Source organism: Cognatishimia sp. 1_MG-2023 (assembly GCF_030548175.1).
Classification (GTDB): domain Bacteria; phylum Pseudomonadota; class Alphaproteobacteria; order Rhodobacterales; family Rhodobacteraceae; genus Cognatishimia.
In genome coordinates, this window is sequence record NZ_JAUORX010000002.1 from 182664 (window position 1) to 197317 (window position 14654).

The 14654-nt window shown below is 53.3% G+C and carries 14 protein-coding genes; 9 read left to right on the forward strand and 5 right to left on the reverse strand.

Annotation, left to right across the window (positions count from 1 at the left end; all coding sequences use genetic code 11):
• Window positions 1-134: 134 nt before the first annotated feature.
• Together Q4544_RS03890 and argF are read left to right on the forward strand one after the other, a co-directional pair.
• A complete protein-coding gene (locus Q4544_RS03890) occupies window positions 135-1319 on the forward strand; it encodes an aspartate aminotransferase family protein (RefSeq protein WP_303504171.1) in 1185 nt (394 codons plus the stop codon).
• A 5-nt stretch (window positions 1320-1324) separates the two neighbouring features.
• Window positions 1325-2251 (forward strand): ornithine carbamoyltransferase, encoded by a 927-nt coding sequence (gene argF / locus Q4544_RS03895; RefSeq protein WP_303504172.1) that lies wholly within the window; start codon window positions 1325-1327, stop codon window positions 2249-2251.
• A gap of 38 nt (window positions 2252-2289) precedes the next feature.
• Here argF and hrpB read toward each other — a convergent pair whose 3' ends face one another.
• A complete protein-coding gene (gene hrpB, locus Q4544_RS03900; RefSeq protein WP_303504173.1) occupies window positions 2290-4725 on the reverse strand; it encodes an ATP-dependent helicase HrpB in 2436 nt (811 codons plus the stop codon).
• A gap of 181 nt (window positions 4726-4906) precedes the next feature.
• Here hrpB and meaB point away from each other — a divergent pair, with 181 nt between their 5' ends.
• The 4 genes from meaB to Q4544_RS03920 all read left to right on the forward strand — a co-directional run bounded on the left by meaB (window position 4907) and on the right by Q4544_RS03920 (window position 7396).
• Entirely contained in the window at window positions 4907-5890 is a 984-nt protein-coding gene (gene meaB, locus Q4544_RS03905) for a methylmalonyl Co-A mutase-associated GTPase MeaB (protein WP_303504174.1), read from the forward strand.
• A 191-nt stretch (window positions 5891-6081) separates the two neighbouring features.
• Window positions 6082-6372 (forward strand): 50S ribosomal protein L28, encoded by a 291-nt coding sequence (rpmB, locus tag Q4544_RS03910; protein ID WP_303504175.1) that lies wholly within the window; start codon window positions 6082-6084, stop codon window positions 6370-6372.
• Between the two features lie 175 nt (window positions 6373-6547).
• The gene (locus Q4544_RS03915; RefSeq protein WP_303504176.1) at window positions 6548-6829 is read left to right on the forward strand and encodes a hypothetical protein; all 282 of its coding nucleotides are present in this window, start codon (window positions 6548-6550) and stop codon (window positions 6827-6829) included.
• Between the two features lie 42 nt (window positions 6830-6871).
• Complete coding sequence (locus Q4544_RS03920; RefSeq protein WP_303504177.1) at window positions 6872-7396, forward strand: copper chaperone PCu(A)C; 525 nt, start codon at window positions 6872-6874, stop codon at window positions 7394-7396.
• A gap of 40 nt (window positions 7397-7436) precedes the next feature.
• Here the strand turns inward: Q4544_RS03920 and Q4544_RS03925 are convergent, their stop codons facing one another.
• A complete protein-coding gene (locus tag Q4544_RS03925; protein ID WP_303504178.1) occupies window positions 7437-8129 on the reverse strand; it encodes an NAD-dependent deacylase in 693 nt (230 codons plus the stop codon).
• Window positions 8130-8205: 76 nt separating this feature from the next.
• Between Q4544_RS03925 and Q4544_RS03930 the strand changes: the two genes are divergently transcribed.
• Window positions 8206-8637 (forward strand): low molecular weight protein-tyrosine-phosphatase, encoded by a 432-nt coding sequence (locus Q4544_RS03930; RefSeq protein WP_303504179.1) that lies wholly within the window; start codon window positions 8206-8208, stop codon window positions 8635-8637.
• A 130-nt stretch (window positions 8638-8767) separates the two neighbouring features.
• Here the strand turns inward: Q4544_RS03930 and Q4544_RS03935 are convergent, their stop codons facing one another.
• Both Q4544_RS03935 and Q4544_RS03940 read right to left on the reverse strand, forming a co-directional pair.
• The gene (locus tag Q4544_RS03935; RefSeq protein WP_303504180.1) at window positions 8768-9733 is read right to left on the reverse strand and encodes a LysR family transcriptional regulator; all 966 of its coding nucleotides are present in this window, start codon (window positions 9731-9733) and stop codon (window positions 8768-8770) included.
• Between the two features lie 571 nt (window positions 9734-10304).
• Window positions 10305-10964 carry a hypothetical protein gene (locus tag Q4544_RS03940; protein WP_303504181.1) on the reverse strand — a complete coding sequence of 220 codons (660 nt, stop codon included), beginning with the start codon at window positions 10962-10964 and terminating at the stop codon, window positions 10305-10307.
• 146 nt (window positions 10965-11110) lie between these two features.
• On the opposite strand from Q4544_RS03940, the gene Q4544_RS03945 reads away from it, so the two are divergent.
• Together Q4544_RS03945 and Q4544_RS03950 are read left to right on the forward strand one after the other, a co-directional pair.
• Complete coding sequence (locus Q4544_RS03945; RefSeq protein WP_303504182.1) at window positions 11111-11428, forward strand: antibiotic biosynthesis monooxygenase; 318 nt, start codon at window positions 11111-11113, stop codon at window positions 11426-11428.
• Window positions 11429-11454: 26 nt separating this feature from the next.
• A complete protein-coding gene (locus Q4544_RS03950) occupies window positions 11455-11862 on the forward strand; it encodes a universal stress protein (RefSeq protein WP_303504183.1) in 408 nt (135 codons plus the stop codon).
• Window positions 11863-12306: 444 nt separating this feature from the next.
• Here the strand turns inward: Q4544_RS03950 and uvrB are convergent, their stop codons facing one another.
• Window positions 12307-14490 carry an excinuclease ABC subunit UvrB gene (gene uvrB, locus Q4544_RS03955; RefSeq protein ID WP_303504184.1) on the reverse strand — a complete coding sequence of 728 codons (2184 nt, stop codon included), beginning with the start codon at window positions 14488-14490 and terminating at the stop codon, window positions 12307-12309.
• Window positions 14491-14654 lie beyond the last annotated feature (164 nt).

Below are 14654 nucleotides of genomic sequence, written 5' to 3' on the forward strand. Positions count from 1 at the left end.
CAGGCCTGTTGCCTTGCGGTAAATATCCGCAAATTTTTTCATTTATTGCGCGTTACTGCCGCAAGCACCCCATCCATTATTGACACATTCGCCCGGCTGTTGCACGCCAAGGGCTTAACTATAAGGACCGGACCATGATCCCCTCTGTTCTACCGACCTATAATCGGGCCCCTCTGACATTCGTAAAAGGCGAAGGCAGCTGGATGATAGAGGCGGACGGTCGACGTTTTCTCGATCTTGGTGCTGGCATTGCGGTGAATGTCCTTGGTCACGCGCATCCGTCTTTGGTGAACGCTCTGACCGATCAGGCCAATGCGCTTTGGCATGTGTCCAACTTGTATCACATTCCTCAGCAAGAGGCTTTGGCCGACAAATTGGTCGAAAATAGCTTTGCAGATACCGTGTTCTTTACCAACTCTGGTACGGAATGCTGCGAGCTTGCTGTGAAAATGGTGCGGAAATATTGGTTTGAAAAAGGTCAAGCGGACAAGACCGACATCATCGGTTTCGAGGGCGCTTTTCATGGCCGTTCTTCAGCGGGCATTGCGGCGGCTGGCAGCGAGAAAATGACCAAAGGGTTTGGTCCGCTCTTGCCTGGATTTAAGCAGGTTCCTTGGGGGGATCTGGACGCATTGCAAAACGCGATCACCGACACGACCGCTGCGGTCATACTAGAGCCGGTACAGGGCGAGGGCGGTATCCGCCCAATGGATGACGCCGATCTAAAAGCCGTCCGCGAAATCTGCGACGTAGCTGGCATCCTGCTGATTTTGGACGAAGTGCAATGCGGAGTTGGCCGAACAGGTAAGCTATTTGCGCATGAGTGGGCTGGTATCACACCAGACGTCATGATGGTGGCAAAGGGTATCGGTGGCGGCTTTCCCTTGGGGGCTGTATTGGCCTCCGAAGAGGCCGCAAGCGGTATGACCGCAGGCACACATGGCTCGACCTATGGCGGCAATCCACTGGCTTGTGCTGTTGGTGGCGCGGTGATGGACATTGTAGCGGAACCTGCTTTTTTAGACGACGTAAACCGCAAAGCTGGACAGTTTCAGCAATCTCTCGAAGGACTTGTGGCCTCGCATCCTGATGTATTTGAATCGGTACGCGGCACGGGACTTATGCTTGGGCTGAAATGCAAAGCCTCGAACATGGATGTATTGCAAGCGGCCTATGACGCAGAGCTGATTACAGTGCCAGCTGCGGACAATGTGATCCGCCTTTTGCCACCTCTGAACATTTCCGACGATGACATCAACGAGGCCATCACGCGCCTAGACGCCGCTGCGACTGTAGTGGCCCAAAACTTACAAGGATAAGCGCGATGAAGCACTTTCTGGATATTCACAAAACCGACCAAACGGAACTCCGGGGGATCATCGAGTCCGCCAAAACGATGAAAGAGTCCCGCAAGGGCTTGTCACGTGGCACGCCAGACGTCGAACAGCCGTTGAAAAACCAAATGGTCGCGCTGATTTTCGAAAAGCCATCCACGCGGACACGCGTTTCCTTTGACGTGGGCGTGCGCCAAATGGGTGGGCAGACTATGGTTCTGTCTGGCAAGGAAATGCAGCTAGGGCATGGCGAAACCATCGCCGACACAGCCCGCGTCCTCAGCCGCTATGTCGATATGATCATGATCCGGACTTTCGAAGAGCAAACGCTGCTGGAACTCGCAGAATATTCTGACGTTCCGGTGATCAACGGTCTGACAGATCGCACGCACCCTTGCCAAATCATGGCTGACATCCAGACGTTTGAAGAGCACCGTGGTTCTATTGCTGGCAAAAAGGTTGTTTGGTCCGGCGACGGCAACAATGTGTTCGCAAGCTTTGCTCATGCGGCAGGACAGTTTGGGTTTGATCTGACATTCACTGGACCAGCCCAACTGGATCCAGAACAAGAATTCATCGACTTGGCCCGTTCAAAAGGCAGCAACGTTATTATTGAACGCGATCCAGCCAAAGCCGTTGAAGGTGCTGATCTTGTTGTGACAGACACGTGGGTATCAATGCATGACGCGCAATCAGCCCGCGAACGCCGTCACAACCAATTGCGCCCCTATCAGGTAAATGATGCATTGATGGCGAAAGCCAAACCAGATGCGCTGTTTATGCACTGCCTACCAGCACACCGCGATGAAGAAGCGACCAGTAAAGTCATGGACGGCCCGCATTCGGTGATCTTTGATGAGGCTGAAAACCGCTTGCACGCGCAAAAGGCTGTTATGCGTTGGTGTCTTGGTAAGTAATTGAAACTGCAGGTATTTCTTTGCGAAATACCTGCGGGTTATTTACGGGGCTTTGCGCGCAATGTCGGATCGGCTTGCGTTGGATCCTCGGGCCACGGGTGTTTTGGATACCGCCCCCGCATATCTTTGCGCACATCCGCATAGGAACTGGCCCAGAAGCCGGGAATATCCAATGTTGTCTGAACCGGTTTTTGGCCAGGTGACAACAGCGTCACTTTTAGCGGTGTCTTCCCGACCATCGGGTGCGCCGTCTGGCCAAACATTTCCTGCAAGCGCAATGTGATCTCGGGATGTTCGCCGGAATAATCAATCGGAATTTGCCGATTCAACGGCGTCACAAAATGCGCGGGTGCATGTTTGTCCAACAGCTGCATTTGCGACCAATCCAACATCGCACGCAACGGATTGTGGATGTCGAACTTGCGCCATTGATCGGTAGTCTTCACATTGGAAAGATGTGGCAACAACCACGCCTCTAAATCATCCATCAACGCCGCTTCGGTCATGTCAGGCAGATCATGCCCTGCCTCGCGCAGTAATTGCACACGTGCGGCAAACCGTTTGGCGGCAGGGCTAAACAGCAACCCAATCTCGCGCACACCGTCCAGCATAGCCATTGCAATTGCGTCATCTGGTGCGTCTTTCCACATGCGGTCGTCCAGCACCAAGGCCCCAAATTGCTCTTGCCGCCGTGCCATCACACGGCCATCGCGTTTAGACCAGTGGCATTGATCCTGCCACGCGATTTGATCCCCATAAAGCCCACGCAACTCTGCATCAGACAGCGCAATGGCCTGCCGAATACGCGCCTCTCGTGGGTTGCCATCAAGGTCGGTTGCGACAATCAACCGGCTATTCGCCAAAGGATCATCCCCGTTCATCACTGCCCCTTTGCCACCCGACAACACAAATCGCGGCGCATCACCCTTGCGGTGCAATCCGATCCGGTCAGGGTAGGCGAGGGCTGCCATTTCAGCCAAACTAAGCCGCGCTTTGTCAGGGGCACTGCGCGCCAAGCGTTTCGCTTCGTCCCGCAACGTTGCAATCGCCCCTCGGTTCGCTTGATAGGGGCGCGTGTCGTGAAACCGCTTTAGGTCGGTCATAGCTTCTATGCGTAGTGTCAGGTCACAGGGTGCATTGCGCGACAATGGATCACGAGCCGCCAAGAGAGCCGCCAATGGTGTCGCCTGTTTACCAGCGGTTGCTACCATATGCGCAAGGCGTGGGTGCAACGGTTGCCGCGCAATCGCTTTGCCATGCGGCGTGATCCGCCCGTCGCCATCTAGTGCCCCAAGCAGTTGCAGCAGCGAGATTGCTTCTGAAAGCGTGCCATGTGGCGGAGGTGTCAAAAACGGCAGTTCATCAGGCGAGGCGCCCCAAGCGGCCAGTTCCAGCGCAAGGCTGGTCAAATCTGCCGCTTCGATCTCCGCAGGGGGAAAAGCGGACATGCCGCCTTCTTCGCCCTTCGTCCAAAGACGATAGCAAATCCCCGGTGCAACCCGGCCCGCGCGCCCTTGTCTTTGCGTGGCCTCGGCACGAGTCACGCGCTCGGTCACAAGGCGCGACATTCCGGAACCGGGATCGAACCGAGCGCGCCGCGCACGTCCCGCATCCACCACCACACGCACGTCCTGGATGGTCAAAGAGGTTTCCGCGATAGAGGTCGCCAAAACAATCTTGCGACCCTCTTTCGCCGGTTGAATCGCTGCGCGTTGGGCTTTGAAGTCCATTGCGCCGAAAAGCGTATGTACATGGCAATCACTGGGCAGGTTCAGAGCGCTGGCCGTACGTCGTATTTCACCTTCACCGGGCAAAAAGACCAACACGCCGCCATCGGTTTCCTGCACCGCTTGCATAATCAAGCGCGCAGTTGCCGTCTCTATCCGTGTGTCTTTAGGCAAAGGGCGATCCAGCCAGCGGGTCTCTACCGGATAGCTACGACCCTCTGACGTGACGACCGGGGCGTCACCCATGAGCTCGGCTACTGGCTCGGCATCCAACGTGGCTGACATGACCAAAAGCATCAGGTCATCTCGTAGAACTGATGCCACTTCTAAACACAGTGCCAATCCAAAATCGGCATTCAGTGACCGTTCGTGGAATTCATCGAAAATCACCGCGCCAACGCCCGCCAGTTCAGCGTCAGATTGGATCATGCGGGTCAGAATACCCTCGGTCACGACCTCGATCTTGGTATTGGCGGATGTTTTGCTTTCACCGCGCACACGGTAGCCCACGGTTTGCCCAACAGGTTCACCAAGCGTCTGCGCCATGCGTTCTGCCGCCGCGCGGGTGGCAAGGCGACGGGGTTCCAGCATGATGATTTTGCCATCGACAATCCCAGCTTGATGCATCGCCAAAGGCACCATGGTTGTCTTACCGGCTCCGGGTGGGGCCTGTAAGACCGCGCGACCATGGGATTTCAGGGCTGACAGCAGATCAGGTAGGGCTGTTTCAATAGGCAATGTCGTCATGCCTTGGGTTATCAATCAAGCGCTGGTCTGCGTAAAGGGATCAATCTTTGATGTGTATTTCTTTTGCGATGGGGAGGCTTAACAACCTGACCCAGCGTCAAAATCGCGCGCAGGGTAGACAAAGGGGCAGGCCGCAAGGCATGTAATTGCTTCAGACTGACACGATGAAAAGGGCCTTTCAATGGACATTACAGAGCTGCGTGACAGGATTTTAAAGCAAGACCGCCGCGCATTGGCGCGGGCGATCACCTTGGTCGAGAGTCAACGCGCAGATCACCGCGAGATGACAGCCCAATTGCTGGAATCCCTACGTGGCGCTGGGCGTGAGGCGATGCGGATCGGCCTGTCCGGCACGCCCGGTGTTGGCAAATCGACCTTCATCGAAAGCTTTGGCATGTTCCTGACAGCACAGGGCAAACGCGTTGCCGTGCTGGCGGTTGATCCGTCATCCACGCGGTCTGGTGGCTCAATCCTTGGCGATAAAACCCGGATGGAGCGGCTGTCTCGCGACAAGAACGCCTTTATTCGCCCATCCCCCAGCCAATCCCACCTTGGTGGAGTTGCCCGTCGATCTCGTGAGGCCGTGGCCCTCTGCGAAGCAGCCGGTTTTGATGTCGTGCTGATCGAAACTGTGGGTGTCGGCCAATCCGAAACCGTTGTGTCCGAGATTTCAGACCTGTTTTTACTCCTCCTCGCCCCAGCCGGCGGCGACGAGTTGCAAGGCGTGAAGCGCGGCATCATGGAAATGGCTGACCTGATCCTTGTGAACAAAGCTGATGGCGATTTGAAATCTGCTGCCATGCGCACCTGCGCCGACTATTCCGGTGCGTTGCGGTTGCTGCGCAAGCGCCCGCAAGACCCTGAAGCTTTCCCCAAGGCCATGACTGTTTCTGCCCTCGAAGAGAGCGGCATTGCCAAGGCATGGGATGAAATGATCGAACTTGCAGAATGGCGTAAAGACAACGGTCATTGGGCCGAACGGCGCACAGCACAGGCACAATATTGGTTCCTAGAGGACGTGCGACAGGGTGTATTGGCCCAATTGGAAACCGGCGACGCCAAGGCGCAAATCAGTCAAATGATCGCGCAAATTGCGCAGGGCGACATCACGCCAACCGCTGCTGCTGACACGGTCCTAGAGGCGTTAGCCATTCGCACACGGTAACAGGGGCAACAGCACTTGGATTATTTCACAAATTCCCACTGGCCTTTGTCATTTCATTGTCGTGAATCACTTGACGCCGCCCGGATTCGGGCCTAAAGACGCCCAACGAATTTACGGGTGCGGCCGTTGGCGGCGCCCATTTGCTTTATCGGGGTCGTTATCCCCGTAGACCGTAATACGAGGATGATCCTATGTCGCGCCGTTGCGAACTGACCGGAAAAGGCCCGATGACTGGCAACAATGTCAGCCACGCGAAAAACAGAACTCGGCGTCGTTTCCTGCCGAACCTGAACGACGTAACTCTGCAGTCCGAGACACTGGGTCGCGGCGTAAAGATGCGTATTTCAGCAGCAGCTCTGCGTACCGTTGATCACCGTGGTGGTCTGGACGCATTCTTGGCAAAAGCCAAAGACGTTGAGCTTTCTGACAACGCTCTGAAAGTTAAAAAAGAAATCGCAAAAGCACAGGCTGCTCAAGCCTAAGCGCGTTTCTTTCGTCACTGGACAGTGATTTTAGCCCCGTCTGTTTTCAGGCGGGGCTGTTTCGTTTTGCCGCTTTTCATTGTCGGCGCCCAAGGCGTATATCGGGCACATGACGCGGATTCGCATTCATATCACTTGGCTCCTTGTGGCTGTCTTGACCTTCACAGGGCACAGCATGGCAATTGCCCGCGGCATGTCCCCCGCGATTGGCATGATGGAGCTCTGCACCGGCGACCAAGTGGTCATGGTGCACATGGATGCCGACGGCGAACCAACCGGCCCCGCGCATATTTGCCCAGAGTTCTCACTGATGTTGATGGACATGCTGTCGCCAGCGCCATCAATGGCCGCACCGTGTGTTGCACGTTCGGAACGCCAAGTACTTGTTCAGAAAGCCGCCGTAGCACCTGCGTTGGTCGTTCAAGCCAGCGCACGCGCGCCACCTTTCGTTATTTGATCTGAACTTTTTAAAATCAATCAAATACTTAAGGAGACAATCATGTCTTTCAAATCTCTATCCCTATCCGCCGCTCTTATTTTTGCGATTGCTGCACCTGCTTTTGCCGAAAGCAAAATCATGATCCATGACGCCTATGCGCGTGTGGCCTCCAAAGCGGCCAAAACCGGTGCGGCTTTTCTTGAGGTCCACAACATGGGCGACGAAGAGGATCGCCTGATCGATGTTCGCTCCGACGCTGCAGCGAAAGTTGAATTACACACGCACAAAGATATGGGCGACGGCATTATGAAAATGATGCACGTCGAGGAAGGTTTTGCCATCCCAGCAGGCGAAACACATGCGCTTGCCCGTGGCGGCGATCATGTGATGCTTATGGGGCTGACATCCCGCTTGGCACATGGTGACGAGGTGAACGTAACGCTTGTCTTTGAAAAAGCGGGCGAAATCGCGGTGACGATCCCTGTTGATCTGGAACGCAAAGCCGATCATGGCGCGATGGACCATTCTAATATGGACCACTCCGAAATGGACGAAAGTGCTGAAGGCAAGCACGCGCACCACTAATTAGCGCGCTCGAGAAGCCGGAATAAACTTCTGGCTTTTCCTAACGGCTTAGCTCGTCAGTGACCCATTCTGGAACAATCTGACTAGCAGGCCCAAACCGCGTTTCCGCAAAGCGCGACGCGCCCGCGGACGGCTCTAGGTTCAGCTCAACTGTATGCGCGCCATATTGATCGGCATCGGCAACAAAGTTGGCAGCCGGATAGACTTCGCCAGATGTGCCGATGGACACAAAGACATCGGCTTCGGATAAAGCCACGCTGATCTGTTCCATTGCATAGGGTATCTCGCCAAACCAAACGATATCAGGGCGCGTGCTGGCCGCCGCGCAGCGCGGGCAGGGATCGTTTGGTGACATTGATGGCGGTGCAGCCCAACGGTGGTCACAAGCATGACACAGCGCGCCTGATAGGGCGCCGTGCATATGGATGACATTCTTGCTCCCCGCTTTTTCGTGCAGGGAATCCACGTTTTGTGTCACGATCAAAACATGGCCGGTGTGCTTGGCCTCTAACTCTGCCAGTGCGACGTGTCCCGCATTTGGTTCAGCCTCTGCCGCCTGGGCACGTCTGGCATTGTAAAAGTCATGGACCAGTTGCGGATTGCGGGCAAAGCCTTCGGGCGTGGCGACATCTTCGATCCGATGTTGCGCCCATAAACCACCTTCATCCCGAAAGGTGCCAAGCCCACTTTCGGCAGAAATGCCTGCACCGGTCAAAATCACAATGTTGCTCATGCTCTCTCCTGCGGGCGTCTGGTCTTGAGGGGCGGTAATCGCTAACACGGACATACTGCAAAATCAGGAGAGCGTCATGAAGGTCTTGTTTGTCTGTTTGGGAAATATTTGTCGAAGCCCATCAGCTGAGGGTGTCTTTCGTGAAATGACCTCTGCAACAACCGACAGCGCAGGCACCGCGGGTTGGCACGTTGGAAAGCCTCCCTATGGTCCGATGCAAGAAGCCGCTCAAAGGCGCGGCTACGATTTTTCTGACTTACGCGCCCGCCAGTTTTCCACGCAGGATTTTGATCGGTTCGATCTGATCATCGGAATGGACGCAAGTAACCTTGATGACATCGAGGCACTGCGCCCCGCCGGAAACGAAACACCGGTGAAATGCTTCACTGACTACGCGCCAAACAGTGACATGTCCGAAGTGCCCGATCCATATTACACCCGCGATTTTGACGGAGCCTTGGATTTGATCGAAGACTGCGCGCGCGGTCTAAAATCTGAAATCGGTTAACGCGCCGCGATTCGCGCTACCTTTCAAATTTTGAAATATGGTGTTCAGGTACGTCGGTGAGAAATGGTCGAAATCTGGCAATACTTGAAACGTACGTTTCAGGCGCTGAAACTACCGAAACGTACAATTGCTAACTCTCTAAAATGCGTAGTTCACCCTCTAGAAAAGGTTGGCTATGTACTGCGGGCGCAATGACTTTATCCTGCACCAAACGTCGAACCGTTTGCGCCACATCACGCGGTACGTTCTCTGTCCAATCGACACTGGCGTAGAGTGAAATCTTTCTTGAAAAATGAGCAAATGGCAGCGGATGCGCCGTGACCTGATCATGAAATCTTGCCGCGCGCATAAAGCCCAAAGGCGTTGTAATGGCCCAGCCAATTCCGCGCGAGACACAGGCCATCAAAGCCAAATGGCTACCGATTTCAAAGCGTTCGTTATAGTCTAGTTTCAACCGCGATAACTGCGCGTCGATTTGCCGTGAGATCAATTGCTCGCGTTCATAGCGCAGGAAAGGCAGGTCTTTCATAACACGTTCAACGTCGCCACCTTTGGCTGCGTAAGTTGTTGGTGTTACTAGGATAAAAGGGTCTTGCGCTAAGGGATATTCTACAACGCCATCCAGCACCTCGCCTGTGCTTGCCGCAATTCCCATATGTAGACGGCGCTCTTTCATGGCGGTCGTTATGTCGTTGCTGCTGGCAGTGATGAGCTTGAATTTACACTTGGTCAGGCTCTCGGCCAGAATGGTTACAAGGCGTGGGGTAAGGTCATTGTCAAAGTCGTCAATGATCCCAATCGACAACGTGCTGAGGTGGGACAGATCCATCACCGTCAACTCTGATTGTGCTAACCGTAATTCAGACAGCACCGCCGATGCCCGCGCTAAATAACTGCGTCCCGCCTGCGTCAACTGCATGGGGCGTTTCCCATGGTCAACAAGGCTTACGCCCAAGGCCGTTTCTAGGTTGCGGATTTGCTGGCTAACGGCTGGCTGACTCAATCCAGTTGTCTCTGATGCCAAAGCCACAGAACCAGAATTGGCCAAGGCTTCAAACACTTCAAGCCCGCGCAGGGTTACGCCTTTGGTCAGCATCACAGTTCTCCGGCTAAACTTGTCTTTTGTGAATGTAGCGCGATTTGCCGTCAAACGGAATTTTGGAATATTCTCAAAGAAGCAAAGGGTGTTAAGAGATCATCTAACACCAAAAAAACGTGCGAGACTGAAGTGTGGGATTAGCTTCTGCGGCTACAGGTGGCTGACGCCGTTTGACCAAAGGATTTATACCTTAGCCAAAAACGCTCGTGGCTGCGACGATCAGACTGGCGCATTTCTTGAGCTTTATGGGGGTCTTTAAAGAAGCTCGCGGCAACTTTCTGATCTGTACGAGACAGCTCCTTGTTCGCCACGCTTTGCAGGCAATTGCAGAGTCGGCGAGATGCTGCATCGCGATCCGATCTAATACATGCGCTGGAAATAGGGCCTGCCTGGGGCATGCTTGCTGCGAGCGGGAAAAGTGCCAAAGCAAGCACTGCGCTGCCAATAAGCTTCTTCATCTCGTGCCTCTTTCATAATGGTCCGTGCTTTTGAACGTGACCGGTTGCTCTATTTTAGTATGTCCTATTTTCGAACCTTTTCAAAGGGGGACACAAATAATTGAAATTTCTTAGAATTCCCGCCAAATGCTCGTTTTTATGCCGACGCGCCCGCCGCCTCGACTTTCTCCAATCAGGCCAACTTGAAGATGCACTCGTTTGCCCAAAGGGAATGCAACAGACGGTGATACCGAAATATGGGCGGGCTGATACCGCGATCTTTCCGCTGTGACCTGCGCAATCCATTTCCACTTATTGCGGGTCGTGACACCTAGGGTCGTTTCTGATGTCAAATTCCAGTCCTCCCGGCTTTTCGTCAGCGATGTATCAAAGGTAAACCAACCTTTGCGCTGTCGAATGGTTATCCCGCGTCCAAGGGTTAGCCCCAGCCGCACTTCGGGTGTGGATGCGCCAAGGTGATAGGTTCCACCCAAACCAATCTCATATGCAAATAACCAACCAGATTCCCAAGTTTTTATGGGTCGCCGTAAAAAAGCATGGCCATTTATTTTATTGATCTCATTCAATCCACCCGAAAATCCAAGCGTTGTTGTCTTTGAAAGTCCGTATTCCACATAAAGACCCGAATAATAGGTTAGACTAAGGTCGTGATTTGAAACGGTGAACGTGCTGCTGGACGACATGAAGCCCGTTGAAACTGGCCGTTGCCAGGGGCCGGCCTGAGCCGCTGTTGCAAACCAAATTGCCAGAATGATCCAGATATATCGCATATCAGCCCCTTTGGGGTGATCGTGATAAAGTTAAGTAAACATTGGCTTAAAATTGTCCTGGTGGATTGGCCGCGCCGAAAAGTACAAAAACCTGTGGCAAGTCGGGGTGAGTCAGCGGTAGGCTGAATGAAAAGGGAGACTTGCGCATGCCAACAATTCAAAAGGGTGAGCTTCGCCAAACCGTAATCACGACATTTGAGGTGACACCGGGAACATGTCAGGATTTAGTCGACGCGTTAAATGATGCTTATGATGTGCTTATATCCAAGCAACCGGGATTTATTGCCGCGGGCTTGCACGTAAATGACGCACAAACGCGGATCGCCAATTACTCTCAGTGGGAACGCCGTGAGGATTTTCAGGCGATGCTGCGCACGCCGGAAATGCGCGAAAGAACACGTGCTTTCAATACGCTTTGCAAAACGTTTGAGCCTGTGATGTATGACGTGGTGAGCACCTACTAATTCAGCGGCCTTACGCGGAGCATTGAATGTATAAAAACATCCTTATCCCTTTGTCATTTGACGAAGATGACAGTGGTGATGCCGTCATTCAGGCAGCCGCAGCATTGGCTGGGCCAGAAACTCAGGTCACTTTATTGCATATTATGGGACCCATTCCGAGTTATGCGACGAACTATTTCCCCGCAGGGTATCGGGATGAAGCGCAATCCACGATCGAGAATTCTCTGCGTGAAATGGCCCGTGATCTGCCGAACGCAGAGGGTGTGGTTATTGAAGGGCAGGCTGGGCGAAGCATATTGAGCTGGGCAAAAGAACATGGCGTTGACTGCATTGTCATGGCCGCGCATCGGGCGGGCACACATGATATTTTACTTGGATCAACGACTGCTCAGGTGGTGCGGCAAGCGGGATGCGCTGTTCATATCGTTCGATGATTTCAAAACTTTGCGTAGCTGAAAAGCCCGACCATGACTAAGATTGGTAACAAGGCGAGAATTAGTGCAATTGGTTGTTTTTCATAGGTTTTCGAAAGCCGGAGAGCGGGTACAAAACACAAGAGTAATGAGATAACCCCTACGAATAGATAGCCTTGTAACGATTGCTCTGGGGTTCGTTCATCTGGCCCAAGGTAGGCCCAAGTCATATACACAGCCCAAACCATAATTTGGATCGCAACAAGGATATGAATGAAGCGGTGCATTGTGTGTGGCGAACCCTCAATAGTCTTTAAATCCATGCGCTGAGTGCGCTCTGATTATAGAATATATATATTTTTCAGTGGGTTCTGTCACGTGAATTACGATTTCATGACGGGCTGCGCGAATTCCCTTTCCCATTCGTGGATGTGGGCCAGCTTTAACTGGCCCACTTTTAGGCACTTAACGTCCGCGGCGGCTTACGTTGCCACCACGCTGGCCAGGTCGTCCGGCCGTGGAGCGTCCTTTTGCTTGAACAGCACCTTTTGCAATGGCTTCGACCGCTGATTGACGTGCTAACGGGTCGTCGGCGATTGCAAGGTCGACGGCCTCTAGTCGTTTCACTTCGTCACGTAAGCGCGCTGCTTCTTCGAACTCTAGGTTCTCCGCTGCTTTGCGCATTTCTTCGCGTAAGCCATCCAAATGCGCAGCAAGGTTCGCGCCATGCATCGGTGCGTCGATGGTGGCAGTGACACGTGCCATATCCGTATCTCCTTGATACAGACCCGATAGAACGTCTTCGACGTTCTTTTTCACTGTGGCCGGTGTGATGCCGTGTTTTTCATTGTAAGCGATCTGCTTGCTGCGGCGCCGATCTGTTTCCCTCAGCGCGCGCTCCATGCTGCCGGTGATTTTGTCCGCATACATGATCACGCGGCCTTCTGCATTCCGCGCAGCGCGGCCAATCGTTTGCACAAGTGAGGTTTCAGAACGCAAGAAACCTTCTTTGTCGGCATCCAAGATGGCGACCAATCCACATTCGGGAATATCGAGCCCTTCGCGCAAAAGGTTGATCCCGATGAGTACATCAAAGGCACCAAGTCGCAAGTCTCGTAGGATCTCGATCCGCTCAAGGGTGTCGATATCCGAATGCATATAACGAACTTTGATACCTTGTTCGTGCAAGTATTCCGTCAGGTCTTCGGCCATACGTTTAGTCAATGTCGTGACAAGCGTTCGGAAGCCGTCTTGAGTAACTTTGCGAATTTCGTCCAACAGGTCATCGACCTGCATCTCGACCGGACGGATTTCGATGTAGGGATCGATAAGGCCGGTTGGTCGAATGACTTGTTCGGTAAAGACACCGCCTGCCTGTTCTAGCTCCCATGCAGAAGGTGTAGCAGACACAAAAATTGATTGCGGGCGCATAGCATCCCATTCTTCGAATTTCAGTGGCCGGTTATCCATGCAAGACGGAAGACGAAAGCCGTGTTCAGCTAAGGTGAACTTGCGACGGTGGTCGCCTTTGTACATGCCGCCGATTTGGGGAACTGATACGTGGCTCTCATCTGCAAAGACAATCGCGTTGTCTGGAATGAATTCAAATAGAGTGGGGGGCGGCTCGCCTGGGGCGCGCCCCGTGAGGTAGCGCGAATAGTTCTCGATCCCGTTACAAAAGCCCTGCGCTTCGATCATCTCGACATCAAAGTTAGTGCGCTGCTCAAGCCGCTGCGCTTCCAGCAGTTTGCCCTCGCTCACCAAATGGTCGAGCCGTTCGCGCAACTCTTTTTTGATCTTAATAACAGCCTGATTTAATGTCGGTTTCGGCGTGACATAGTGAGAGTTCGCATAGACCCGGATTTTTTCAAAGCTATCCGTGCGTTCACCGGTTAGGGGGTCAAACTCCGTTATGCTTTCAAGCTCTTCCCCAAAAAACGACAGTCGCCATGCTCGGTCTTCTAAGTGGGCTGGGAAAATCTCTAGGCTATCGCCGCGTACGCGGAACGATCCGCGTTGGAATGCTTGGTCATTGCGCTTGTATTGCTGTGCTACTAGATCGCCCATGACTTGGCGCTGGTCGTATTCTTTTCCGACAACTAAGTCCTGTGTCATTGCGGAATAGGTTTCAACGGAACCGATGCCGTAGATACAAGAAACCGAGGCTACGATGATAACATCGTCTCGTTCGAGCAAAGACCGCGTGGCCGCGTGACGCATTCGGTCAATTTGTTCGTTAATTTGGCTTTCTTTTTCGATGTATGTATCAGATCGAGCTACATAGGCTTCGGGCTGATAGTAGTCATAGAATGACACAAAATACTCTACTGAATTCTCCGGAAAGAACCCTTTGAATTCACCATACAGCTGGGCAGCCAAAGTTTTGTTGGGCGCAAGAATGATCGCAGGCCGCTGTGTTTCTTCGATGATCTTAGCCATGGTAAAGGTCTTGCCCGTACCTGTGGCCCCCAACAGAACTTGATCACGTTCCCCAGCCAGAATGCCGCCGCCTAATTCCTTGATGGCGGTCGGTTGGTCACCCGCTGGTTCGAACTCCGAATTGAGGATGAACCGCTTGCCCCCCTCGAGTTTTTCGCGGGCGGGGACGGGTTTGGCAGGTATTACGGCGGCAGAAGATGAGTCAGACATCAGAGATTCCTTCGTTGCCCCTAATTTGATCTGTTATTGTTCTCTTGCAAGGCCGGATGGATACAAATCTCGATTCTTAAGAGCTGACACTGACAATTATTGGCAATTGCTGGCAGCGCATCCTGAGTTGAGGCTGTTTGTCGCAGTGTGGGACAGTATTTTGA